We start from the raw sequence: 26215 nt of genomic DNA, 5'->3' as shown, positions 1-26215 counted from the left end.
ATTGTTGCAACACTTAAATATAGTTGTATATTTGCACCCGCAATGGAAACGTTGCTAAGTTATTTGAAAGGGTTGTAAGTTTAAAAAATATGTTTTATATTTGCGCTCTCAATAATCAAATGGCCCGTTCGTCTATCGGCTAGGACGCATGGTTTTCATCCATGTAAGAGGGGTTCGATTCCCCTACGGGCTACAATTTTTATAAAAAAATAAGGAAACAAAAATGGCAAATCATAAGTCAACTTTAAAAAGAATCAGAAGTAACGAAGCTAAGCGTTTGTTAAATAAGTACCAACATAAGACTACACGTAATGCTATTAAAAAATTACGTGAATTAGAAGATAAGAAAGAAGCTGAAGCTTTATTTCCTTCTGTAGTATCTATGTTAGACAGATTAGCTAAGAAAAATGTTATTCATACTAACAAAGCTTCTAACTTAAAGTCTAGTTTAGCTAAGCACGTAGCTGCTTTATAATTAGCTTTTAGTTTCTTAAAAATTATAAGTGCTTCATTTAATGAAGCACTTTTTTTTGTGCCTTATATTTTGGTAGTCTTTGTTTTTTAATGAAGATACTGTCCTTTGGCGCTGCGTTAGCGGTAGTAGTGGATAGCTTTTGGCGAGCTTGCGCTTTGAGCCAAAACTTGTAACGGATGACGCGACCTTTATCCTGAAACTTAAATCAGGGTATAGGTAACGCCCTAAAATAAAATAGAGCTACTAAGCTTAAGTGTTTACTTTAGTGCATAAAAAAGCCTTAACGATTGTTAAGGCTTTTTTATAGTTTATGCTTTTAGTGTTTAACCATTCATTGAGATTAAAAACTCTTCGTTATTTCTGGTTTGTTTAAAGCGGTCGTTTATAAATTCCATAGCTTCTACAGGGTTCATGTCTGCTAGATATTTACGCATTACCCACATACGTTGGATCGTGGAAGCATCTAGTAATATGTCGTCGCGACGTGTACTTGATGATGTTAAATCAATTGCAGGGAAAATACGACGGTTAGATATTTTACGGTCTAATTGTAGCTCCATATTTCCGGTACCTTTAAATTCTTCAAAGATAACCTCGTCCATTTTAGATCCTGTTTCTGTTAATGCTGTAGCAATAATAGTTAGTGATCCACCATTTTCTATGTTACGCGCAGCTCCAAAGAAACGTTTTGGTTTGTGTAATGCGTTTGCATCTACACCTCCAGAAAGTATCTTTCCTGATGCTGGTTGTACTGAGTTGTATGCTCTGGCTAAACGTGTGATTGAATCTAATAGGATTACTACATCGTGTCCACATTCTACCAATCGTTTTGCTTTTTCTAATACGATGTTAGCAATTTTTACATGCTCATGCGCTTCTTTATCAAAAGTAGAAGCAATAACTTCTCCACGCACATTACGTTGCATGTCTGTTACTTCTTCAGGACGCTCATCAATTAGTAAAATCATTTGGTATACTTCAGGATGGTTTGCTGCAATTGCATTGGCAACATCCTTTAAAAGCATTGTTTTACCTGTTTTTGGTTGTGATACAATCATACCACGTTGTCCTTTTCCTATTGGTGCAAACAAATCCATGATTCTTGTAGAAATAGTCGCTTGCTTTTCTGCAATATTGAATTTTTCTTGAGGAAATAATGGTGTTAAATGCTCAAAAGCAACACGGTCCCTAACCACATTTGGGTTTTGACCATTTATTTTGCTTACTTTAATTAAAGGGAAATATTTTTCGCCTTCTTTTGGTGGTCTCACTTGACCTAATACTGTATCTCCTACTTTTAATCCAAATAAACGGATTTGAGATTGTGATACATAAATATCATCTGGTGATGAAAGGTAATTATAATCTGAAGAACGTAAAAAACCATAGCCATCTTGCATGATGTCTAAGACTCCTTCGCTTTCTATTATTGCGTCAAATTCAAAATCTGGTTCTCTGTAACGGTTACGACTGTCTTTGTTACCGTTATGTTGATTACCATTTTTTTGATTGTTATTTTTTTGATTCTTTTGGTTGTTATGTTTTGGTCGATTAGGTTGCTTGTTGTCACCTTGTTTATCATCTTTATTGTCGTTAGACTGCTTATTTTTTTGATGATTATGGACCGGTTTTTTTGGTTGTGGTTTAGCAGGTGCTTTAGTTACAGGTGTTTTATCTCCAACCTCTGTTTTTGCTTCTGCCTCAGGTTTTAAATCTAATTGAGGTTGCTTAGTATTGTCCTTTTGTTGTGCAGGTTTACTAACTCTAGCTCTTTTTGGTTTTTGTATAGCAGGCTTTTTTGAAGCTTCTGTTTTAGCAGGTGCTTTTTTGACAGGTGTATCCTCTTTTTTTACTTCTAAAACAGCTTTTGGGTCTGCTGCTTGCTTATCTAGTATTTGATATACTAAATCTAATTTTTTTAATGAACGAAACTTTGAGACATTCAGTTTTTTAGCTATATCCTGCAATTCAGGTAGCTTCATTTCTTTTAATTGTGAGATTTCAAACATTGATGTTGAATTAACTTATGTGTTGATGTAATTTGAATTGATTATTTCTTGAAGAAAATAAGATATACTTCTGAAGAATTAACGTCTTGCTAGTGTGAGTGTTGCAAACCGTTACGCAATTATACAACTTTTATTTTAATTTTTTATTTAAGTGCTAATGTTTATTCATTTTAATAATTGTCTAAATTTTTAATGATGTATGTTTCATTTATAATAAAAGAAACTATATTTTTGTCATTCATACCATTTGAAACTTTAATATGTTACAACGTATACAAACCATATATTTATTAATTGTTGCTGCAATTTCTGGTGGACTTATTTTTGTCTTTGAGTTATGGACAACAACTAATGAGGTTGTGGTGTTTGCAAAAGATGAGCTACTTGTTTTTGGTTTGTTTTTTGCATCTGCGTTATTAGCATTAGTTTCAATATTTAGTTTTAAAAATAGAAAGTCTCAATTTATGCTGGGACGACTTAATCAGATATTAAATTTAATTTTACTAGGATTTTTCGTGTATCGAATACTAAATGCATCTGGAGAAGCAAATGATGTTTCAGAGAAAGGTGTTGCGATTTTCCTCCCTGTTATTTCTATCGTCTTTTTGATTTTATCAAATAGAGCCATTAAGAAGGATGAAGATCTTGTAAAATCTGTAGATCGTCTACGTTAAACCTAACATCTTAGTAGTATTAGTGCGAGAAAAAACCGAAGCGAAAGCTTCGGTTTTTTTTATTTTCTTGGATATTCAATAACTTCTAGATTATCAATTTTACCACTATCAATGGTAAAGCGTAGCATGGTACGTACATTATGAAAACCATGAATCCCAATTGCTCCTGGATTCATGTGTAATAAACCTAGTTTTTTATCCTGCATTACTTTTAATATATGGGAGTGTCCACAAATAAATAATTTAGGTGGATTTTTAGTAATTTCCTCTCTTACTCTAATATTGTATCTATTTGGATATCCTCCAATGTGTGTAATCCAAACATCAACACCTTCAATAGTAAACCGATTGTTTTCAGGAAATTCAGCTCTAGCTTTATCATTATCAATGTTACCCCAAACAGCACGAAGTGGTTTTAATGCTTTAATAGCATCTGTAACTTTCAGGTCACCAATATCTCCAGCATGCCAGACTTCGTCAGCTTGTTTGACGTGACTAAGTACAGCATCATCTATATGACTATGTGTGTCTGATAGTAGTAATATTTTTTTCATTTATACCTAAATTTTTTCTGGACGATCTGTTTCTGCAAAAGTGCTAAACTTAAATTTATTTTTTTGTAAACTATTCTTAAAACTTTAGGCTTGTGAGTTGAAGCTTCTGTGTTTGTATTATCTTTGCTTTTTAGAATGTAAAAATACAGCTTTCTTGCGCTATTTTATAGAACTCTCTTATAACGGAACAAATTATCATGGTTGGCAAAATCAGCCCAACGCTATATCTGTACAAGAAGTTTTAGAAAAAGCACTATCTACTATTTTAGGAGAAACTATTACTGTTATGGGAGCAGGACGCACAGATGCAGGTGTACATGCCAAACAGTTGTTTGCTCATATGGATACAGATGTTGCATTTAATATTGACACGTTGCAGTATAAATTAAATTCTTTTTTACCTAAAGATGTGGCTATTCAGTCCATATTTAAGGTAATACCAGATGCTCATGCACGTTTTCACGCAACTAGCAGAGCTTATGTGTATAGAATTGCGTTAAGGAAAAGTCCTTTTAATTTTGATCAGACTTATTTTTTAAAACAGTCTTTAGATATTGATAAGCTTAATCAAGCAACTAAAATATTATTTGATTACACAGATTTTCAGTGTTTTAGTAAGTCTAATACAGATGTGCATACCTATAATTGTGATATTATGGAGGCAAAATGGGATGTGGTAGAGGACGAAATTCATTTTACAATTAAAGCAGATCGTTTTTTGCGTAATATGGTTAGAGCAATTGTTGGTACGCTAATAAATATTGGTATTGGTAAGTTGGAAGTTAACGACATGCATACAATAATACAATCTAAAAATAGAAGTGAAGCTGGTTATTCCGTACCTGCTAAAGGTTTATATCTAATAAAAGTTGAGTATCCTGATACTATAAAATTAAATGACTAAGACTAAAGAAAACATATTTGATTTACAGCTATTTAAACGTTTGTTTAAATACACAAAACCTTACAGAACCGTTTTTTACGCATTAATAGTGTCTGTTTTAATTTTAGGTGCTTTAAGTATTGCAACACCTGTTTTACTTAGAGAAATTATTGACGAGCATCTTGTTAAAAAAGATTACAGTGGTTTTGTATATCTTATAATATTAATGGTTGTGCTACTGGTAGCACAAGTTTTGCTACAATTGTTTTTTATATTTTACTCGTCTTGGTTAGGATTAAAAATGGTAAAAGACATACGTGTTAAACTATTTGACCATATTTTAAGCTTCAGGATGAAATATTTTAACACCTCTTCAGTAGGTGTTTTAATAACAAGAGCTGTTACAGATATGGAACGTATTGCATCTGTTTTTGGTGATGGTTTATTTACCATTGTTAGAGATTTATTAGTTATGGTTGTTATATCTGGTGCGATGTTATATTACAACTGGCAATTAAGTTTAATTGTGTTTGTAACGTTACCAATTGTTTTATTTGCAACTAAAATTTTTCAGCGTTACATGAAACGTGCGTTTGAAGATGTACGTAATGAGGTGTCTAACTTAAACTCGTTTGTGCAGGAGCGTGTAACAGGAATGAAAATTTTGCAACTGTTTACAAGAGAAGATACCGAGTATAAAAACTTTAAAGAAATTAATAATCGTCATAAAAAAGCATGGTTAAAAACGGTTTGGTATAACTCGATATTTTTTCCGATTGCAGAATTTTTAGGATCGCTAACAACAGGTTTAGTGGTATGGTTTGGTGGTTTAAATATTTTAGTTGAAGGTAGTAATGTTACACCTGGAGATTTATTTATGTTTATTACCATGATCCCAATGTTGTTTAGACCATTACGTCAAATAGCAGATAAGTTTAATACGCTGCAAATGGGTATGATTGCCTCAAATCGTGTGTTTAAAATATTAGATACGACATCGCATATTGATAATGCTGGAAACTTAATAGCAGATAACTTTAAAGGCGCTATTAATTTTAAAAATGTACACTTTAGTTATGTGGAGGATGAAGAAGTTTTAAAAGGGATTAGTTTTAACGTTAATGTTGGAGATACGGTTGCTATTGTTGGTGCAACTGGTGCAGGGAAAAGTACAGTTATAAATTTATTGAATCGTTTTTACGAAATCAATTCGGGTAGCATAGCAGTGGATAATGTAGATATAAAAGAGTATACATTAGTCTCTTTAAGACAGCAAATAGCAGTAGTACTTCAAGATGTGTTTTTGTTTGCAGATACCATTTTAAACAATATTACACTTAGTAATCCAAATATTACCGAAGCTGATGTGGTCAAAGCAGCTCAGGATATTGGGATACATGATTTTATAATGAGTCTTCCAAATGGTTACCATTATAACGTAAAGGAAAGAGGTGTTATGTTATCTTCTGGACAACGCCAATTAATCTCTTTTTTACGTGCCTATGTAACTAACCCAAGTATTTTGGTTTTAGATGAAGCAACGTCATCTGTAGATTCGTATTCAGAACAATTAATACAAACAGCAACAGAGAAAATTACAAAAGGACGTACATCCATAGTTATTGCTCATAGATTAGCAACGATACAGAAAGCAGATAATATAATTGTTATGGATGCTGGTTTAATTGTAGAGCAAGGAACACATGCCGAGTTGCTTAAAAAAGAAAATGGCTATTATAAAAACTTATACGAAGTACAGTTTTTACAAGCAGAAAAGGTAGCTAGTTAATTTTCGAGAAACCAAATAATATATAAAAGTAACTAGTATTTAGTTGTTTATGTTATAATTAAGCAGAGATGTCTAATTTACTAAGCATTTTTTTTACTTTAATAATTTCTTCAGAAGATTTTAAGTAAGCTAAATCACGATGTTTTCCATTGGTTAATTGTAGTGATAATCGCTTTGCACCAAAGACTTTTTTTTCTGTAAAACTAACAATTGTTTTTGTATCAATTTTTTCTTGACTTGATTTTTTAAAAATGAAAAAATATAGGACTACAATGGATACTAATCCTAATATTAGCCAGATTATGTGCATAAAACCAATTCCGCTTTCACTAATATAGGACACGTTAAGAATAGCGTTTAATAGGTTTAAAATCATCAAAGCTTTTATCATAAAATATTGAGATTTTAATCCATCTTTAATGTCTATAGTATTTTCTTTTTCGTTATAAATAATGTTCATTATAATTTTAATTAAGGTGAAAACGCATAAAATGGTTGTAGAATAAAATGTTTAACAGAATAGAAATAAGACCTACTCTAAATCATCTTTCAAAATTTGAGCCAATTCAATAGTGTTTTCAAACGGAAGGAATTCGCCATTTCTAAAACATGAAATCTGTCCAGTTTCTTCACTTACTGCAATTGCAATAGCGTCAGTACGCTCTGTAACACCAACAGCAGCACGATGACGTAATCCAAATCGTTGCGGAATGTTTTTCTCGTTATTTACAGGTAAAATAACACGAGTTGCTTTAACAATATTATCTTGTATAATAATGGCGCCATCATGTAGCGGACTATTTTTAAAAAAGATACTTTCTATAATTGGTTGTGTAACTTTAATATTCATTTCGTCACCTGTATTTGCTAAAAAATCAAGATTATTATTACGTTCCAAAACAATTAAAGCACCAGTTTTAGAACTGCTCATTTTATTGCAAGCAGAGATGATAGCATCAATATCTGTGGATGTACCTTGTTCTATCTTTAAAAACTTTAACTGACTTAAAAACTTGCGTCGACTAGCAAAGTTTGTAGATCCAACCATTAATAAAAACTTTCTGACTTCTTGCTGAAATACAATAATTAAAGCAATAAAACCTACACTAATAAAACCTCCTAAAATTTTGGTAAGTAAAACCATTTGTAAGGCTTCAACCGTTAAGTAGATAAAGTAGATAACTACAATACCAATAAAAATATTAATGGCTACAGTCCCTTTAACTAGCTTGTATACGTAATAAAGTAGTAGTGCAACAAGCACAACATCTATCATGTCAATCCAACTAAATTTTAAAATGTCTTTAAATATTTCCAACGAAAATCGGTTTTTGTAAAATTAGTAAAATTGGATTGATTTAATCAAAAATGAATTCGTTATTACTAATTTCTGTGTTTTCAGTTTCAAAGGTTTTTATTATTGATTTTAATGAAATGTAATCTTGGAATAATAACGTTTTTTTAAAGCCTAAAACAATATAACTTCCTTCTTGGTTAATTTCGGGTTGTATAAGCTTTTTAAGTTGGCTATAATCACTTAAAATAGTTTTATTGTCTATGGATATTTTAATTTTATCTAATGAAAAACACATAATATCAATAATTTTATTGTCTTCATTTATGGCGCTATTTGAAATTCCTTCTTCGTTTTCATGTAAATAAACCACATCAGTAAAATCAATAAAGCCTAAATTTTTAATACTAGTATCATTACAAGTATAATAATTTCTAGCTTTTTCATTTTTATGCATGGTTGCATTTCGCTTCTTCTCTTGTAGTTTTATTATAGATGGTAACGCTTGTTCTAATGTTAGGCGCTTGTCAACGTTTATTAACCAATTAGTAGAAATAATTAAGTTTTTTCGGTTTAACTCAACGCTATCCTGTTTGGTTTCGTCATAAAAAATATAAGCAGGAGAAACGTCTAAAATCTGAGTTATTTCTGCATTTTGTATTTCTGGTAGTTGTATTACTTTTTCGTTTCCGCAGGAAAAAAATAAAAAAAGTATAGTTATAAATAAAAATCTGTTAAGCATTTAATTTGTTATATAGTGTGATACATTCTTTAGCTTCTTTTACATCGTGCACACGCACAATTTTAGCTCCTTTTTGTAGTGCAATCATGTGTAAAGCGGTTGTTCCGTTTAAAGCATTTGCTGCTGTAGTATCTAAGGTTTTGTAAATCATAGATTTTCTGGATATACCTGCTAATACTGGTAATTCTGCAATATTTAATAATTCAAACTTACTTAAAAGTTCAAAATTTTGTTCTAAAGTTTTAGCAAAACCAAAACCAGGATCTAAAATTAAATCTATAATACCCAATTCGCGTGCTTTGGCAATACGTTCTGAAAAATAAAAATTAATATCCTTTAATAAGTTGTCATACTGGGTTAGTGTTTGCATAGTTTGTGGTGTACCACGCATATGCATCATTATATATGGGACTTGTAAGTCGGCAATAGTTGGTAGCATATTGTCATCTAATAAACCTGCCGAAATATCATTAATTAAAGCAGCACCTTCAATAATAGTTGCTTTTGCTACTTGACTTCTAAAGGTGTCCACAGATATTATAATTTCTGGAAAATGACTAACCAAAAGTTTTATTATTGGTACAATGCGTTGCAATTCTTCATCTTCACTTACAAAAGGCGCATTGGGTCTTGAGCTGTAAGCACCAACGTCAATAAACGTGGCACCTTCATTTAGCATGTTTTCTACTTGTTTTATTATTGAAGTTTCATCTTTATAACGTCCACCATCAAAAAAAGAATCTGGTGTTACATTTAAAATACCCATTACTTTTGGAGTAGTTAAATCTATAAGTTTGCCTTTAAAATTTATTGTCATTGATACACTTAAATATGGTGTTGGGATAACGTTAGTAAAACTTTAAACCCTAAACCTTGAACTTTAAATAATTTTATGCGAAATTTACGCAAAATTCAATTAGAGTTTATCAAATATGCAAGATACTTCAAAACAATACGATGCTGTAATAAAAACCTGTCGAGACCTTTTTATTAATAAAATGACAGATTATGGTAGTGCATGGCGAATTTTACGTTTACCTTCATTAACCGATCAAATTTTTATAAAAGCACAACGTATTAGAGGTTTGCAACAAAACGATGTGCGTAAAGTTGACGAAGGTGAGCAAAGCGAATTTATCGGGATTATCAACTATTGTATTATGGCATTAATACAACTCCAAAAAGGAGTGGTAGAGCAGCCAGATTTGGAAGTTGAAGAAGCGACTGTTTTATATGATGAACAAGTAAAAGCAACAAAGCAGTTAATGCAGGACAAAAACCATGATTATGGAGAAGCTTGGAGAGACATGCGTGTTAGTAGTTTAACCGATTTAATTTTACAAAAATTATTACGTGTTAAGCAAATTGAAGATAATTCAGGTAAAACAATTGTAAGCGAAGGCATTGATGCTAATTATCAAGACATGATTAATTACGCCATTTTTGCAATGATACATTTAACAGAACAATAAAATTGCTTTTGCAATTTGATATTTAATTAAAGTTATGAAATACATAGTCGGTTTTTTAAGAATATTTGTTGGTATATTTTTTATTATTTCAGGATTTATAAAGCTTAATGATCCAATCGGATTTGCTTTTAAATTAGAAGAATATTTTGGACCAACCGTTTTAGATTTACCATTTTTTATTCCTTATGCTTTAGGGATTTCAATAATAGTAGTCGTTTTTGAGGTGCTTTTAGGTATATTTTTAATTATTGGATATAAACCTAAATTTACAATTTGGAGTTTATTATTAATGATAATATTCTTCACATTTTTAACCTTTTACTCAGCGTACTTTGATAAAGTAAAAGACTGTGGTTGCTTTGGTGATGCCATGAAAATGGATCCATGGGAAAGCTTCGGGAAAGATGTTTTTCTATTAGTTTTAATTTTAATTATTTTCTTCGGAATAAAATACGTTAAGCCATTTTTTGGTAAACTAGCTACCACTATTTTGTCTTTATTAAGTTTTATAGCTTGTTTAGGTTTTGCTTACCATGTGTTAATGCATTTACCAAGTATTGATTTTAGACCATTTAAAATAGGAAACAACATTACAGATAACATGATTGTGCCAGATGATGCACCACAACCAGTAATTGAGTATACGTGGACGTTTAATGAAAATGGTACAGAAAAACAATATATAACAGACGGTTCATACCCTGAATCTCCAGGAGAATATCTTACAGTAACAACAAAAACAATAGCGGAAGGTTATGAGCCACCAATCCATGATTTTTCAATTGAAAAAGATGGTGAGGATTTTACTCAAGACATCCTAACGCGACCAAATGTACTATTGGTAGTTAATTACAATTTAGCAAAATCTGAAAGTGATGGTTTAGTGGCTGTAAAACAAATTACAGACAAAGCAATCGCAAATGGTTATGATGTTATTGGATTAACAGCATCTGGTCCAGATGAGGCAAATGGTGTTATCTCAAATTACAAATTAGGTTTTGAGTATTATTTTTGTGACGAGACTGCCTTAAAAACAATCATCCGTTCTAATCCAGGATTATTAAAATTAGAAAAAGGGACCATTATCCAAAAAGTACATTGGAATGATATTGATCAATTAGAACTGCCTAAAGTAGATAGACCAGCACCTAAGGTTATAGATGATGGAACAGCACATGTAGTTGATGATAAAGTTTTAAATAAAGAAGCGTTTGAAGCTTTACAGTTAAGTGAGGATCAAATTGAAAAGGTATCTGTTTTTAAAGGAGCTTCAGAGGTTAAAACGGTTATTGACTCAATAAACACAGCTACTGGTAAAAATTACACAAGTATTGTAAAAATTGAAATAAAAAAAACAGAATAACATATCTTCGATTGATTTGTAAAGCATAAGCAAATTATATCTAGAAACACATTAATTTGTAAAACTGTAAAACAACGTATTTAAAATAAATAAACCCACTGACAACATACTTTCTAAATAAAACAGGTTACGCATTACTTACATTATTTGGTGTAATAACCGTTATATTCTTATTATTTAGTGTGCTTCCAGGAGATCCAGCACAAATGATGTTAGGGCAAAATGAGGATAGTCAGCAGCTAGCAATTATCAAAAAAAAATACGGTTTTGATAAGCCTGTTGCCACACAGTATTTGTATTATTTAAACGATTTGTCTCCAGTGTCATTTCACTCAAAAACAGAAGGAGACTACACCTATTTAAGTCAAAATAAATACGCAGCAACACAACTGTTTGCAATAGGCAATACGACTATGGTTGTTAAATTTCCATATCTACGCGAGTCTTTTACAAAGCAAGGTAAAAAAGTAAGCCAAGTATTGTCAGAGACGTTACCCAATACGTTTGTATTGGCAGTTTCTGCAATACTAATCGCAATATTTTTAGGGGTTATATTAGGCGTGGTTTCTGCATTAAAAAAAGATTCCTTTTTAGATAAAACCATTCAGATATTAAGTACCTTAGGTATGAGTGTACCATCCTTTTTTAGTGCCATATTATTCGCATGGTTATTTGGATTTGTATTGCATAAATACACCAATTTAGAAATGACAGGAAGTCTTTACGAGTTGGATGATTTTGGTGAAAAAATGCACATAAAATGGAAAAACCTAATCCTACCAGCAATCGTTTTAGGAATAAGGCCATTAGCAGTCGTGATACAATTAATGCGCAACTCCCTATTAGAAGTACTTAATCAAGATTATATCAGGACTGCCAGAGCAAAAGGATTATCAGAGTTTCAGATTATTAAAAAACACGCCATTAAAAATGCCTTAAATCCCGTAGTAACCGCAATCTCAGGTTGGTTTGCAAGTATGCTAGCAGGCGCAGTGTTTGTAGAGTATATTTTTGGTTGGAATGGATTAGGAAAAGAAATTGTAAACGCACTAAACACTCTAGATTTACCTGTAATTATGGGATCTGTGTTAATAATAGCCTTACTATTCATAATAATTAATATTTTTGTAGATATAATATACACTTGGTTAGATCCAAAAGTTAAATTAGAATAAAACGTAACGTCATGAGAAAAAACATAGTAGCCGGAAACTGGAAAATGAATAATGATTTACCACAATCAGAAGCATTAATTTCAGATTTAAAAAGACAAACAAAAACATCTAATGCAGAGGTTATGATTGCGCCAACATTTACTAACTTATGGCATGCTTTTGAAGCTACAAGACATGACGATATCGAGGTTATAGCACAAAACATGCACTTCGCAGAAAATGGTGCATACACAGGAGAGGTCAGTGCAGACATGCTCAAAAGCGTAGGTATCCAAACAGTAATCTTGGGTCACTCAGAGCGTCGTGCATATTTTAACGAAGACGATGCTATTTTATCTAAAAAAGTAGACCAAGCCTTATCTAACGACTTACGCGTAATTTTCTGTTTCGGAGAAGAGCTTGCAGACCGTAAAGCAGCAAACCACGAAGCAGTGGTAGAAAGTCAAATCAAAAACGCATTGTTTCATTTAGACGCATCAGCATTCAAAAATATCGTGTTGGCTTATGAGCCTGTATGGGCAATCGGAACCGGAGAAACAGCAAGTCCAGAACAAGCACAAGACATGCATAAATTTATCCGTCAAACATTAAACGACAAATACGGTAACCAAGTGGCGGACAGCATGAGCATCCTTTACGGAGGTAGTGTAAAACCAGCAAACGCAAAAGAGATTTTCTCAAAACCAGACGTAGACGGTGGTTTAATTGGTGGTGCAGCCTTGAAAGCCGAAGATTTTTACGCAATCGTAAACGCCTTTTAAATAACAACAAAAATTAATATAATTTGGGCGTTACCACAAGGGTCGCGTCTTCCGTTATATCTTTTTTTGCCATATGTGGCAGCAAAAAAAGGATGCCACTACAACCGCTAACGCAGGCTAATCTGCAAAATACAGTACAAATTATAATGTCAAATATTATTTACATAGGGTATTACTTTAAAGTGCAACCCATGCAACCAGGAACAGAAATCCTGATAGCAGAACTAGGTTACGCAGGATTTGAAAGTTTTGTAGAAACCGAAGAAGGGGTTACAGCATACATTCAAAAAGAAGAATATAACGCTTCTATTTTGGACGATATCCAAATATTAAAGTCAGACGAGTTTGAAATTACCTACACCTTTGACGAGATTGAGCAAACCAATTGGAACGAAGAGTGGGAGAAAAACTTTAATCCAATAGTTGTTGATGATTTGTGTGCAGTACGTGCACCATTTCATGATAAGTTTGACACAAAATACGATATTATCATCGAGCCAAAAATGAGTTTTGGAACCGGACATCATGAAACCACACACATGATGATACAACATATCCTTAAAAACGATTTTGAAGGTAAGTCTGTTTTAGACATGGGATGCGGTACAGCTGTTTTAGCAATACTAGCAGAGATGAAAGGTGCAAAACCATTAGATGCAATAGATATTGACAACTGGTGCTACTTAAATAGCTTAGAAAATGTGGAGCGCAACAATTGTAAACATATTTCTGTTTACGAAGGTGAAGCAGCACTTTTAAAAGATAAAAAGTACGACACTATTATTGCAAACATTAATCGTAACATTTTATTAAATGACATCGCTACATATTCAAAATGTTTGGATGCCAAGGGAACGTTGTTTTTAAGTGGTTTTTACCAAGAAGACATCCCAATGATAGAAAAAGAGTGTAATAATAATCAACTTTTTTTAAAGGATACATTAACCAAAAATAATTGGGTTGCACTTAAGTTTGAGAAGCAGTAAGATTGTTTAAAATCACAATTATCGATTAAATACATAAAATTTTAACAATTTTATTAAAAATAAATAGGGTCCTGTGGTTAAAACCTCAGGATTCTTCTTTTTTAAACAATTATCTTTGACCTGATAATTATCTCACATAAGATTAATAGCAAAATATCCTTAAACTAACATTTTAAGATTGTGTGAAACATTTTACGTAAAGCAAACCATTTATTAATTTAAAATTCAACCAAAAATGAAGAAAATTAAATTTATGGCTTTAGCTAGCCTATGTTTTATTCTAGGATTACAATCATGTCAAAAAAACGAAGACACGATTATAGACGAGGAAGTTGCAGCAAGAGAAGTGTCTGCAGAGCTTTTAGCTAAATTGGCAAAAGCACAAATTAATACCGACAATGCTAAAATAGTAGACTTCATGCTTCCCGATGGTTCTACTAAAGAAATGATTGAAGTTGAAGGTGATCTTTTTATGAGCGAAGAAGACATTTTAAACTTAGATGATAATGCTTCAGCATCAGAGCGAAATTATCGTACAAATAATTTAGTGTCACAAGGTAAAACCATTACTATTATTGGATATACAGGTGGTAGTAATGCCTTATCAACCAAAGAGAGAACTGCTTTACAATGGGCTGTTGATAATTACAATGCACTAAGCGGAGTTTCAATTTCATTTCAATTGTCATTTGGGACTAATTACTCTTCAAAAGACATGGTAGTATATCATAACCCTAGTCAATCTGGAGCAGGAGGATCTGCAGGATTTCCAAGCAATGGTAATCCGTATAAGTTTGTTCAAATTTATGGTTTAGACAACTACGATACTAATGTTGTGGAGCATGTTATTACACACGAAATTGGTCACTCCATAGGTTTTAGACACACAGATTGGTTTAATAGAGCTAGTTGTGGTCAAAATCAAAATGAAGGAGCAGGATCTATTGGTGCAATAGATTTAGGAGGTAACACTCCAGAGACATCTGTTATGCTAGCATGCTTTAGCAGTGGAGAGGATGGCGAGTTTGGAACTGACGATATCAATGCGCTTCAAATTATGTATTAAAAGTAATATAATATAATTTACAAAAGACTTCTGTGACGACAGAAGTCTTTTTTTATATCTAATATTTTTTTACTTTTATAAAAAAAATAGTACGTATGAGTACAAAAGAAAAAATACAAGAAGAACACGAGGTAAGTACCTTAGAACAACCTAATAATGAAATTGTTGTTTATAATGATGATGTCAATACGTTTGATCACGTCATAGATACTTTAATTTATGCTTGTGACCATACACCTGAACAAGCAGAGCAATGTACAATTTTGGTACATTATAAAGGACAATGTACAGTTAAGACTGGAGCCTATAAAGAATTGGAACCACGATGTACAATGTTATTAGAAGCAGGATTAAGTGCTGAAATAATTTAAAAAAAAGAGTCTTTAATTTTAAAGACTCTTTTTTTTTGTTGTAATTACTTTCGTTTGCACGTGTTTATACCTAATACGGTATAAAGTGGACAAAAATTGATAAAGCTAGTTATTAAAAAAATTATTGCAATACCCATTAAAACGTAAGCTAGAGTTCCGGTAATAACATTTAGATAATACAATAGTGCAATTATTATAGCAACTAATACTCTTAAGCTTTTATCTAAAGCTCCCATATTTTTTTCATATTAAAAGGTGTTAAGTATCTAAATGTAAGTATAAGGCACAAAAAAAGCAAGCTATAGTAGCTTGCTTTTTTTATCGTGACCTCGACTGGATTCAAACCAGTAACCTCTTGAGCCGTAATCAATAAAACCTACTTATCGTCGCTACATGTTTTGTGTGTAAATACTCTGTAAATCACTGTTTTGAGAGGTTTGTTTACTATTTGTTAATATTTAATAATAGTCTATTACACTATTTTTCTGCAAATTTTCTGCAAATAATATATATTTGCAGAAACATTTATGCCATGGGTTACAATATTTCAATTCGTTTAGATAATCGTAGAAAGAAAAAGTCTGGAATGTATCCAATAAAACTTCGTGTTTATGGAAAAGAAACTCAAAAAGAGAAATGGTATAATTTAGATATTGATTTAACAGAAAAGAAATTTCAAGAAATTTGGTTAAATCCAAACAACAAAAAGTTACGTGGTGAAAATAAAGAATTACGACTGAAACTTCAGGCTATAGAAAATAGAGCTAATGATGAAGCTAGTAAATTGGGTGTTTTTGATTTTAAAAATTTTGAATTTAAGTTGTTTAGAAAATCTTCTGATAAAAATAATCTTCAATTTCACTTTAACGTAGCTATTGAGAATTGTATCAAAAAGAATAAGATAAATACAGCAGAAAGTTTTAAATACACATTAAACTCGTTAGGAACCTTCAGTAATGAAGTTAAAAATTGTCCTATAGAGAAGCTAAAATTTCAACAAATAAATGTTGATTGGTTAAGAGATTACGAGTCTTATATGGTTAAAAAAGGTAAGAGCTATACAACTATAGCAATATACACTAGAACTTTACGGGTTATTTTTAATAATGCAATCGAAGCTAAAGACCTTAACCAAGAGTATTATCCTTTTGGTAAAAGTAAATATCAAATATTACGAACAAAAAAAGTGAAAAAAGCTTTAAACTCTAAAGAACTTAAAGTTTTATTTGATGCTAAACCTGCAAACGAGAATGAATCAAAAGCTAAAGATTTTTGGTTTTTTAGTTTTGCTTGTAATGGCATAAACCCAAAAGATATAGCACTCTTAAAATATTCTGATATTAAAGAGGATAAATTTACTTATTACAGAGCCAAAACTTTTGATAAAAAAGCTGAGAAAACCGAAATCATTATCTACTTAACTGATTTTACAAATAGTATTATAGAAAAGTATGGTAACAAAAATAAAAATAGCTTTGTTTTTGATATTTTGAATGAAAATGATGATGCAAACGAACAGCATAAAAAAATAAAAAACTTTACACGTTATATAAACGATCACATAAAAAGGTTGGCTGTTGCTAATAAATTACCGAGTGATATAAGCTTCTATTATGCTCGACATAGTTTCGCAACCAATTCTTTACGAAAAGGCGCTAGTATGGAATTTATTAGTGAAGCATTAAACCATAGTGATCTAAGCGTAACTAAAAACTATTTTGCTGGTTTTGAAGATGAAGCTAAAAAAGAATTTGCAAACTCAATAATGAATTTTTAAATATGATATATAAAGAAGAGTTTTACGAATTAATTACTATTCTGGCAAGTATTTCACCTTTAAATGCAGACTTAAAACTAGAAGAGATTATAGAGCATACTGCTGTTAAAGAAGAAAAAATTCACCTTCAATTAATCAAAGATTATTTAAATGATGATGAATTATATAGAGAAAAAATAGAAAAGCACTTATCAAATACAGTTGATATTGGGAATAACATAGTTGTTCATACAGATTTAGAACCATTATTTATTTTTGCATCTTTAGAGTTTTTTATATTCGACGAAGTTTTAAATGAGAGTGAGAAAAAAGAGCTCATCTTGAGTTATTTAAATACTTTAAATATTAAATTCGACGGTGATTTTGAGTATGATGATTTTTTAAAATCACAAGAATTAATGACTAAATACAGATTAGTATATCATAAAGAACTCTTTGATTTAGGAGCTGATAATCTGAAAAATTTAGAAATGATAAATGAGATTTTAGACGTTCTTAATTATCAGGAAAATATACTAGTAGGTTTAGATGAAACCTACCAGCAAATTTTTAAAACTTCCAAAAATTTTTTCACTAAAAAAAAAGAATATTTTAAAGATGCATATTTTATTGAAAGTGAATTAAAAAAATCTACATCACACACACCTACTATTAATAATACTTTAGATTATAGTAATTACACAAATGTGTTTAACCAATCCATGCCAATAGAAATAGCTGTTGACCATTTTAAAATCTTTACAGAAAAAAACAGTAAAAACGGTAAACCGTTTCTAACTGAAAAACAATTTGATATATTTATAAAGAAAGCATTTTGTGGAATCCCTAATTTAAAAAAACAGAAGTTCAATATGGCTCCTAAAGGAGAGAGCACTTTAGTTAAATATAGGTTTAGGGAGTTTTATGAAAGTTATTATCAATATTTCGGAACTGGTCAAGTTCTAGATAAATTTGTAGAATTACTTACAGATAACTTCGTTGGATGGAATTTTAAAAATGTTAAGGTTAATTTTGATAAAAAACCTAGTAAAACTATTCAATTACTAAAGTAACTACTTTTTTTACTACTGGTACTACGTTTTTTACTACTGCACTTACGGAAATTATAAATAACCTGTAATTAACCGCTATCATTGATAAATATTAATTTAAAACATTTAAAAATGATAGCATTTGAACAAACGCAACTAGATGTTGCAGAGGTAAAAAGAGACCTCAAAGAATTAAAAGCCTTAATTGAAAAGGCAGAAACGTTATCCCAAACGGATGACCCGCAAACTATTGATGACATTGTTAAGTTTTCTGGTTATACAAAACCAACACTCTATAACTATTGTCAAAAAAACACCATTCCTCACCATAAGAAAAACGGTCGTTTATTCTTCTTCAAGTCCGAGATAATAGAATGGATAAAAGAAGGAAAGCAAAAATGCACAACAGAGCTTGAATCTGATGTCGATACCTTATTGTCTAACCGTAAAAAGAGACTTAAATAATTGAAGGCTTAATAAAAGTTTTCATTTAGAGCGATTTAATCAATCGTTAGTCTAACGTTAAATTAACGCAAAATGGATAGATATACATACAATTGTAATTATTGTGGTGTCGAGTACACTCCAAAAAGAAGGTATAAACAGAAATATTGTAGCAATAGTTGTAGAGTAAACGCCTTTACAAAAAGAAAAAAGGTAACTAGAAATTTACCTACAAAAGAGAATCAAGAAAAACCATCAACAATCAATAAAATGAGTTGGTCTGGTGTAGGAAACGCAGCTGTAGGAACTTTAGCTACAAACATTGTTACAAATATCTTTACTAAAGAAGAAAATAAACCTGCAACAAAAGGAGATATAAAAAAACTAATTAATAAGACTCATCAGGGTGTGATTTTAATCAAAAACCTACCTCCAAGATATGATGGTACTAGAGCTTATTTCGATACAGCTCAGCAAATATTAATTTATAAATAATAAGAAATGGAAAATAATAAAACATATAAGCCAGATGGCTTAAATATAATAGAGGATATACACAAAGACTTATTAAGTCAATATGCAAATGAAAATAATGCGCTTTCAATTAAAAAATTAAGTTACTTAATAGCAAAAATAAAATTGGCAATAGAAGTAATTAACTATAACCCAAGATTGCCACTTTGTCAAATTGAGAAAGAAATAATTAAAATGTGTAAAGTAGATAGTTCAATTCAAGGAGTTGATGTGAAAATTTATTTTACTACAAAATTTGAAAAAATCGATTATTCCAAATTGGCTAGTTTAACAGTAAACGTTTAGTTATGAGTGAAAAATATTTAAGAATAGGTACAGCTTACTTTAAAGAAGTTAATATGCCTTTAAACAGCAAAGACACTATAAAAATGTTGAATCCTTGGTCAAAAAGTGAAATTATAACCGACCATGGTAAGGAGTACATTGAAGATATAAAAAAATATGATGGTTTTTGTTTAATCCCATCGCATACTAATTATAAACGTGTAATTAATGGGTTTTATAATAAATATGAAAAATTAGAACATAAATTTGAAAAAGGTAGTTTTCCAGAAACAGAAAAATTTCTCAAGCATATTTTTGGTGAGCAATATATTTTAGGCTTAGATTACTTAAGTGTTTTATGGCAAAATCCAACACAAGTTTTACCAATTTTGTGTTTAGTAAGTAATGAGCGAAATACAGGTAAAACCACTTTTTTAAATTGGGTAAAATCTATATTCCAAAATAATATGACAATTAATAATAATGAGGATTTTAGAAGTAGATTTAATTCAGATTGGGCTTCAAAGTTAATTATTGCTGTTGATGAAGTTTTATTAGACAAAAGAGAAGATAGTGAAAGGTTGAAAAATCTATCTACTGCAAAAACTTATAAAAGTGAAGCTAAAGGTAAAGATAAAGTTGAGGGAAATTTTTTTGGTAAGTTTATTTTATGTTCCAACAACGAAAAGAATTTTGTTTACATAGATAATTCAGAAGTAAGATACTGGGTTAGAAAAATTATTCCTTTCGATTTATCAAATGACCGACCAGACCTTTTAGAATCGTTAAAAAAAGAGTTACCGCACTTTATCCATTTTATAAACAAAAGAAAGATTTCATGTCCTAGAAAAACAAGAATGTGGTTTACTAAAGAGCAAATTCATACAGAAGCATTAGATATATTAATTAACGGTAATAAAACCTTTATAGATAAAGAATTAGAGCAAATTTTGTCAGATGAGTTTGCCTTGTTTGAAAAAGAAGAATTAAAGTATTCATTGGGTGACTTGGTAGATAAGCTTAGTAAAAATAATATAAGAACCAATTCTTTTAAATTATCTGAGTTAATAAAAAATGAATATAAATTAGAATCTAAGAATAGTACATATACTAAATATTATATGTCAACATCAGTTTCAAACACTCCTATTGTTGAAGAAACAACTCATAGAGGTCGTCATTATACTTTTACTAAACAAATGTTTAAAGAGTTAAGTTGATTTGTTGCAAAACTACTGTAATGCTATGCTAGCTAGTACTTACGGTAATAAACAACTCAACAACATTAAAACAACAATCACACGTTTTCTTATTCTATTACATTGGCTATGTTATTAAACTAAACAACATACTACAACATTTGATTAAACCCACATAACAACATACAACAACAACAACAACAACAACAACAACAACTTTTTTAATTGTTGCTACATTGTGTACAGCTTGTTTACTCTTAAAACCCTTATTATTCTATTGTTTCAAACAAATTAGCAACAATCAACAACAAGGTCTATTGGCTTTGGTTTTATTTGAGTAAATGAGAAAATGCTTATTATAAGACAATTTACAAGTTTATATAAGAAACGATAATATTTTTACTAGAGAAAAAATATGTAGAAATTAATAAGATGAGTATAATAAAGGAATTAACCAAAGTGATAGGTCACGCGCCTAAATTAGCTCGTGAGGTATGTTGTAAAAGCAATATGCTGAAGCATCTTGAAACTCTAAAAGAGAAAGTAAAGGTTGTGGCTTAAATAAAATAATTGCACAACCATTGCATTTAATAATTTGTATATTTGCTACGATGAAATTTTTAGCATTCATATTAGCTATAACAATGTTAGCATTATCTGCAATGCCTTGTTCTGATGGTCAAAATGTAGAAGACCAACAGCAAGAGGAAATAACTGCTGAACATAATCATCAAGAGGATAGTGACGATTCTTGTCCTGTTACTTGTATTTGTAATTGTTGTGGTATGTCAATTAGCTATGAGCCTTTGGCAATATTTCAGTTATTAACTTTCAATAAAATTCCCACAAAATTAGTGTCTACTTATCAGTCAAATTATAGATTTGATTTCCAATCTAATATTTGGCAACCGCCACAAGCTTAATTCAGTTTTTAAAGGATAGCTATATCCCTTTTTAATGTTTTCACTTTCAGGAAAGCATTTGCATTTTTTTTAACTGAATTAATACATTTTCTATGATTAATAAAATCATTGATTTTTCAATCAATAACAAATTCATTATTGGTTTGCTTACGCTTACCATAATCGGAACAGGTATTTGGAGTATGACCAAAGTGCCAATAGATGCTGTTCCAGATATTACCAATAACCAAGTACAGGTTATAACACAATCCCCCAATTTAAGTACTGAAGATATTGAGCAAATTGTTACTTATCCAATTGAAGTGGCAATGAGCAATCTTCCTGATGTTCAGGAAATAAGGTCAATTTCTCGTTTTGGCTTATCTGTGGTTACTATTGTATTTGATGATGATATGGGAACATATCTACCTCGCCAATTAGTAGCCGAAAAACTAAACGAAGTCAAAGAGCAAATACCTGCTGGATTTGGCGAACCTACAATGGGTCCTATTTCAACAGGTTTAGGAGAGATTTACCAATACACACTAAAAGTTGCACCAGAGTTTAAAGACAAATACAACATTGCAGATTTACGCTCAATGCAAGACTGGATTGTACAGCGTCAAATGGCAATGGTTCCTGGTGTGGTAGAAGTAAACGCTATTGGTGGAAAAATAAAACAATACGAAGTAGCGGTTGACCCAAACGATTTAAATGCTATTGGCCTTACCATTACAGATGTGTTTAATGCACTTGAAGCCAATAATCAAAATACAGGAGGTGCATATATTGAAAAGAACCATCAAGCTAATTTTATTCGTGGTGAAGGCTTGGTGAGAAGTTTAGAGGACATTAAAAAAATCACTGTCAAGAATATTAATAATATACCTGTCACTATTGGTGATATTGCAACAGTACAATTTGGCTCTGCAATTCGTTACGGTGCATTAACCCAAGATGGTGAAGGAGAAGTTGTAGGTGGATTGGTAATGATGCTAAAAGGAGCTAATTCCAATGATGTTATTGCCAATGTAAAAGAGCGAATGACTCAAATTGAAAAGTCGTTACCAGAAGGCATAATTATTGAACCATTATTAGACCGAAGTAAATTAATTGGCGAAACAACTTCTACAGTAACAACTAACCTTATTGAAGGTGCATTAATCGTCATTTTTGTGTTGGTCTTTTTGTTAGGTAATTGGCGAGGAGGTTTAATAGTTGCCTCTACTATTCCATTATCCTTATTATTCGCTTTTATTTTAATGAATGTTTTTGATGTTTGGGTAAACCTAATGAGTTTAGGAGCAATTGATTTCGGAATCATTGTAGATGGTGCTGTAATTATTGTTGAAAGCACTGTTTTTCTTATAGCATCACAAGTTTTGAAAAAGAAACAACTTACATCTAAAGAAAGAGATAAAGTTGCTTCTAATGCTTCAAAAAAGATGATGAATGCTGCCTTCTTCGGTCAGTTGATTATCCTTATAGTTTTTCTACCCATTTTAGCCTTACAAGGTATTGAAGGAAAGATGTTTAAACCAATGGCTTTGACTTTTATTTTTGCTATGATTGGTGCAATGGTACTTTGTTTAACCTATGTGCCTATGATGTCAGCTCTAATATTAAGAGCACCAAAAAATGATAATAAATCCTATGGAGATAGATTTGTACATTGGGTTGAAGACAAATACCAACCCTTATTGGTTAGAGCCTTGCGAAAAGGGAAATGGGTAATTGGTATTGCAGTTGTGTTGTTCGGAATAACCGTTTTTATGTTTTCAAGAATGGGTGGCGAGTTCATTCCGCAACTCGATGAAGGCGATATTGCATTTCACGCTATTTTAAAACCAGGTAGTTCACTTACAGAAACTATTGAAACTACTACCAAAATAGAACAAATAGTAAAAGCAAAATTTCCAGAAGTCGATAAAATTGTGAGTCGTATTGGTGTTGCCGAAATTCCAACCGACCCGATGCCTATGGATATTGCCGATGTTTTTGTAATCCTGAAACCTAAAAGTGAATGGACTACAATAGAATCAAAAGATGAATTGATTGAAGCAATGAAAGAAGCAGTTGAAATGGTTCCTGGTGTTAATTATGAGTTTACACAACCTATTGAAATGCGTTTTAACGAGTTATTAGAAGGTGTTCGTGAAGATATTGCCATAAAACTTTATGGTGAAGACATTGACATTCTATCTCAAAAAGCCGAAGAAATATCTAAAATTATCGCAGGTACTGAAGGTATTGGCGATATGAAAGCGGAAGCCACAACAGGTTTGCCACAAATGACAATCAATTACAACAGGAATAAATTGGCGCAATATGGACTTCAAATAAATACGCTTAATCAAACCGTACAATCTGCATTTGCAGGTGGTACAGCAGGTGTGATTTTTGAAGGTGAAAAACGCTTCGATTTAGTAGTACGATTAAGTGATCAAAACCGTAAGGATATTTCAGATGTTCAAAACCTGTATATCAATTTACCTTCAGGTGCTCAAATTCCTTTGCGTGAAATTGCAGATGTAAGCTACAAAGCAGGACCAATGCAAATAAGTAGAGACAATACTAATCGAAGAACCTATGTAGGGATAAATGTAAGAGGACGTGATGTAAAATCGCTGGTCACTGAAATAAAGTCAAAATTAGATGCACAACTGGAATTACCATCAGGTTATTTTATTCGATATGGTGGTGCATTTGAAAATCTGGAACGTGCCAGCAACCGATTACAAACCGTTGTGCCTATCGCCTTATTACTCATATTTATACTAATATACTTTGCATTAAAATCACTACCTCAAACCTTAATGATTTATATAGCCATCCCAATGGCAACTATTGGTGGTGTTGTAGCCTTATGGTTGCGTGATATGCCATTTAGTATTTCGGCAGGTGTTGGTTTTATTGTGTTGTTTGGTGTTGCGGTATTAAATGGATTGGTAATGATAAGTGGACTCAACGAATTAAAAGACGAAGGTGTAACTAATTTAAAGGATAGAATAGTTGAAGGTACTAAACGAAGAATCAGACCTATTATGCTAACTGCTTTTACAGATGTATTAGGCTTTCTACCAATGGCTATTTCATCATCAGCTGGTGCAGAAGTACAACGTCCTTTGGCAACTGTAGTTATTGGTGGATTATTAACTTCAACTTTGCTTACCTTATTTGTTTTACCAATTTTATATCATTGGGTAGAAAACAAATATTTTACGTTTAAGCCAAATAAAAAGTTAGTAACAGCAACAGCAGTTGTATTATTACTATTTGGTTTTTCACCACAAAGTAATGCACAAGAGTTGAATGATACAATTCCCGAAATTTCATTACAGGAAGCTGTTAAACTCGCAAAAAGTAATTATCCATTATTGAAGCAAAAGCAGTTGGAAATTACAAAACAAGAACAATTAAAATCGACTGCCTATGATTTCGGAACGACTCAAATTTTTACAGGTGGAGAAGAAATTGATAATGGAAATGGCATCTATACAACCATTGGTATTGGTCAATCAAATATCGATGTATTTGGCATTGGTTCTAAAAAGAAGCTACAAGAACAACGCATTCAATTGGCACAAAAAGCCTTTCAACTTTCCGAGTTGGAATTAGAATTGGAAGTTAAAAAAGCTTGGTCTAATTGCTATCAAATGAAACAAAACTATGATTTGTATAAGGAATTGGATTCCATTTATTCCAAATTCGAGCAAGCAGTAGCTTTAAATTATGAAGTCGAAGCTATTTCTAAATTAGAATATTCGGCAGCAAAAAATCAAGCGTTTCAAATTCAGAATAAAAAAGCGCAAGCCTATAGTAATTATCTTATTGCCTTACAGCAATTCAATTTGTGGTTGGTATCAGAAGAAATTTTTACAGTTTCAGATGAATTTGAGGTAGCGATAGATAGTGATATGGAAACGTTCAGTATTGAAAGTCATCCATTGTACAGTATGTCGCAGAACATTGTAGATGAAGCGGAAGCTAAATATAAAGCTGCAAAAGCAGATAATTTGCCAAAGTTCAATCTTCAAGGTGGTATACAGAAAGTAAATGGCAATTCAGGATTTTACACCTATCAAGCAGGAATTTCAATTCCGTTTTTATCAGGTACTAACAAAGCACAAGTTAGAAGTGCTAGAATTGATAAAGAAATAGCAGAAACCAATGTAGCGTTCAAAAAACAGGAAGTACAATCAAGGTTTGTTCAGGCTAAAGAAAATTATATGAAATGGAAAACATCTTGGGAGTTTTACAAAGACCAAGTTTTACCATTAACAAAAGAGCAAAAAACAGGTGCATTACTGGCATATAGAGAAGGCGAAATTGATTATACTGCATTTACGCAGTTGATAAAAGAAGCAATTCAATCGGAACTGGAAGCACAGACTGCATTAGTAAACTATTTAGAAAGCACATTTCAATTACAATATTTTAATAAATAAGA

26 protein-coding genes and 1 tRNA gene are annotated in these 26215 nt (G+C 31.5%); 20 read left to right on the top strand and 7 right to left on the bottom strand.

The window, feature by feature from the left end:
* Window positions 1-121: 121 nt before the first annotated feature.
* Both B2989_RS03945 and rpsT read left to right on the top strand, forming a co-directional pair.
* A tRNA-Glu gene (locus B2989_RS03945) sits at window positions 122-193 on the top strand.
* A 30-nt stretch (window positions 194-223) separates the two neighbouring features.
* Window positions 224-475, top strand: coding sequence for a 30S ribosomal protein S20 (gene rpsT, locus B2989_RS03940; protein ID WP_028282655.1), 252 nt, complete (start codon window positions 224-226; stop codon window positions 473-475).
* Window positions 476-798: 323 nt separating this feature from the next.
* Here rpsT and rho read toward each other — a convergent pair whose 3' ends face one another.
* Complete coding sequence (rho, locus tag B2989_RS03935; protein ID WP_292944453.1) at window positions 799-2484, bottom strand: transcription termination factor Rho; 1686 nt, start codon at window positions 2482-2484, stop codon at window positions 799-801.
* Between the two features lie 260 nt (window positions 2485-2744).
* On the opposite strand from rho, the gene B2989_RS03930 reads away from it, so the two are divergent.
* The gene (locus B2989_RS03930; protein WP_292944450.1) at window positions 2745-3158 is read left to right on the top strand and encodes a DUF4293 domain-containing protein; all 414 of its coding nucleotides are present in this window, start codon (window positions 2745-2747) and stop codon (window positions 3156-3158) included.
* A 59-nt stretch (window positions 3159-3217) separates the two neighbouring features.
* Here the strand turns inward: B2989_RS03930 and B2989_RS03925 are convergent, their stop codons facing one another.
* On the bottom strand, window positions 3218-3712 hold the full coding sequence (locus B2989_RS03925; protein WP_292944447.1) for a metallophosphoesterase family protein: 495 nt from the start codon (window positions 3710-3712) through the stop codon (window positions 3218-3220).
* 154 nt (window positions 3713-3866) lie between these two features.
* Between B2989_RS03925 and truA the strand changes: the two genes are divergently transcribed.
* Window positions 3867-4616 (top strand): tRNA pseudouridine(38-40) synthase TruA, encoded by a 750-nt coding sequence (gene truA, locus B2989_RS03920; protein WP_292944444.1) that lies wholly within the window; start codon window positions 3867-3869, stop codon window positions 4614-4616.
* The gene (locus tag B2989_RS03915) at window positions 4609-6384 is read left to right on the top strand and encodes an ABC transporter ATP-binding protein (RefSeq protein WP_292944441.1); all 1776 of its coding nucleotides are present in this window, start codon (window positions 4609-4611) and stop codon (window positions 6382-6384) included. The genes truA and B2989_RS03915 overlap by 8 nt, the downstream gene beginning before the upstream one ends.
* 58 nt (window positions 6385-6442) lie before the next feature.
* Here the strand turns inward: B2989_RS03915 and B2989_RS03910 are convergent, their stop codons facing one another.
* The 4 genes from B2989_RS03910 to folP all read right to left on the bottom strand — a co-directional run bounded on the left by B2989_RS03910 (window position 6443) and on the right by folP (window position 9237).
* Complete coding sequence (locus B2989_RS03910; RefSeq protein ID WP_292944438.1) at window positions 6443-6844, bottom strand: hypothetical protein; 402 nt, start codon at window positions 6842-6844, stop codon at window positions 6443-6445.
* A 72-nt stretch (window positions 6845-6916) separates the two neighbouring features.
* Window positions 6917-7702 carry a diadenylate cyclase CdaA gene (cdaA, locus tag B2989_RS03905; RefSeq protein ID WP_145000797.1) on the bottom strand — a complete coding sequence of 262 codons (786 nt, stop codon included), beginning with the start codon at window positions 7700-7702 and terminating at the stop codon, window positions 6917-6919.
* 40 nt (window positions 7703-7742) lie between these two features.
* On the bottom strand, window positions 7743-8420 hold the full coding sequence (locus B2989_RS03900) for a hypothetical protein (protein ID WP_292944432.1): 678 nt from the start codon (window positions 8418-8420) through the stop codon (window positions 7743-7745).
* The gene (folP, locus tag B2989_RS03895; protein WP_292944429.1) at window positions 8413-9237 is read right to left on the bottom strand and encodes a dihydropteroate synthase; all 825 of its coding nucleotides are present in this window, start codon (window positions 9235-9237) and stop codon (window positions 8413-8415) included. Before folP ends, B2989_RS03900 begins: the two co-directional genes overlap by 8 nt.
* A 115-nt stretch (window positions 9238-9352) precedes the next feature.
* Between folP and B2989_RS03890 the strand changes: the two genes are divergently transcribed.
* The 7 genes from B2989_RS03890 (at window position 9353) to B2989_RS03860 (ending at window position 15614) form a co-directional block, all read left to right on the top strand.
* Window positions 9353-9892 carry a DUF1599 domain-containing protein gene (locus tag B2989_RS03890; RefSeq protein ID WP_292944426.1) on the top strand — a complete coding sequence of 180 codons (540 nt, stop codon included), beginning with the start codon at window positions 9353-9355 and terminating at the stop codon, window positions 9890-9892.
* 34 nt (window positions 9893-9926) lie between these two features.
* Entirely contained in the window at window positions 9927-11255 is a 1329-nt protein-coding gene (locus B2989_RS03885; protein ID WP_292944423.1) for a BT_3928 family protein, read from the top strand.
* A gap of 98 nt (window positions 11256-11353) precedes the next feature.
* A complete protein-coding gene (locus B2989_RS03880) occupies window positions 11354-12430 on the top strand; it encodes an ABC transporter permease (protein WP_292944482.1) in 1077 nt (358 codons plus the stop codon).
* Between the two features lie 11 nt (window positions 12431-12441).
* Window positions 12442-13191 (top strand): triose-phosphate isomerase, encoded by a 750-nt coding sequence (gene tpiA / locus B2989_RS03875; RefSeq protein WP_292944420.1) that lies wholly within the window; start codon window positions 12442-12444, stop codon window positions 13189-13191.
* A gap of 146 nt (window positions 13192-13337) precedes the next feature.
* The gene (gene prmA, locus B2989_RS03870; protein ID WP_292944417.1) at window positions 13338-14177 is read left to right on the top strand and encodes a 50S ribosomal protein L11 methyltransferase; all 840 of its coding nucleotides are present in this window, start codon (window positions 13338-13340) and stop codon (window positions 14175-14177) included.
* A 235-nt stretch (window positions 14178-14412) separates the two neighbouring features.
* Entirely contained in the window at window positions 14413-15243 is an 831-nt protein-coding gene (locus tag B2989_RS03865) for a M57 family metalloprotease (protein ID WP_292944414.1), read from the top strand.
* Between the two features lie 95 nt (window positions 15244-15338).
* Window positions 15339-15614, top strand: coding sequence for an ATP-dependent Clp protease adaptor ClpS (locus tag B2989_RS03860; RefSeq protein ID WP_145000780.1), 276 nt, complete (start codon window positions 15339-15341; stop codon window positions 15612-15614).
* Window positions 15615-15658: 44 nt separating this feature from the next.
* Here the strand turns inward: B2989_RS03860 and B2989_RS03855 are convergent, their stop codons facing one another.
* Window positions 15659-15850: a YgaP family membrane protein gene (locus tag B2989_RS03855; protein WP_292944408.1), complete on the bottom strand. Its 192-nt coding sequence runs from the start codon at window positions 15848-15850 to the stop codon at window positions 15659-15661.
* Between the two features lie 296 nt (window positions 15851-16146).
* Between B2989_RS03855 and B2989_RS03850 the strand changes: the two genes are divergently transcribed.
* The 8 genes from B2989_RS03850 (at window position 16147) to B2989_RS03815 (ending at window position 26213) form a co-directional block, all read left to right on the top strand.
* Window positions 16147-17391, top strand: coding sequence for a tyrosine-type recombinase/integrase (locus B2989_RS03850; RefSeq protein WP_191101276.1), 1245 nt, complete (start codon window positions 16147-16149; stop codon window positions 17389-17391).
* Between the two features lie 2 nt (window positions 17392-17393).
* Window positions 17394-18443 (top strand): hypothetical protein, encoded by a 1050-nt coding sequence (locus tag B2989_RS03845; protein ID WP_191101277.1) that lies wholly within the window; start codon window positions 17394-17396, stop codon window positions 18441-18443.
* Window positions 18444-18554: 111 nt separating this feature from the next.
* The gene (locus B2989_RS03840) at window positions 18555-18887 is read left to right on the top strand and encodes a helix-turn-helix domain-containing protein (protein ID WP_013868959.1); all 333 of its coding nucleotides are present in this window, start codon (window positions 18555-18557) and stop codon (window positions 18885-18887) included.
* Between the two features lie 72 nt (window positions 18888-18959).
* A complete protein-coding gene (locus tag B2989_RS03835; protein WP_041301242.1) occupies window positions 18960-19361 on the top strand; it encodes a hypothetical protein in 402 nt (133 codons plus the stop codon).
* Between the two features lie 6 nt (window positions 19362-19367).
* Window positions 19368-19685 carry a hypothetical protein gene (locus B2989_RS03830; protein ID WP_191101278.1) on the top strand — a complete coding sequence of 106 codons (318 nt, stop codon included), beginning with the start codon at window positions 19368-19370 and terminating at the stop codon, window positions 19683-19685.
* Window positions 19686-19687: 2 nt separating this feature from the next.
* Window positions 19688-20884 carry a primase-helicase family protein gene (locus tag B2989_RS03825; protein WP_191101279.1) on the top strand — a complete coding sequence of 399 codons (1197 nt, stop codon included), beginning with the start codon at window positions 19688-19690 and terminating at the stop codon, window positions 20882-20884.
* Window positions 20885-21474: 590 nt separating this feature from the next.
* Window positions 21475-21786 (top strand): DUF6660 family protein, encoded by a 312-nt coding sequence (locus B2989_RS03820; protein WP_224742434.1) that lies wholly within the window; start codon window positions 21475-21477, stop codon window positions 21784-21786.
* Window positions 21787-21878: 92 nt separating this feature from the next.
* Window positions 21879-26213, top strand: coding sequence for a CusA/CzcA family heavy metal efflux RND transporter (locus B2989_RS03815; RefSeq protein WP_191101281.1), 4335 nt, complete (start codon window positions 21879-21881; stop codon window positions 26211-26213).
* The last annotated feature ends 2 nt before the right edge of the window (window positions 26214-26215 follow it).

Origin of the sequence: Olleya sp. UBA1516 (assembly GCF_002323495.1) — a bacterium.
Lineage (GTDB): Bacteria > Bacteroidota > Bacteroidia > Flavobacteriales > Flavobacteriaceae > Olleya.
This window is presented reverse-complemented; position numbering and strand designations above follow the sequence as displayed.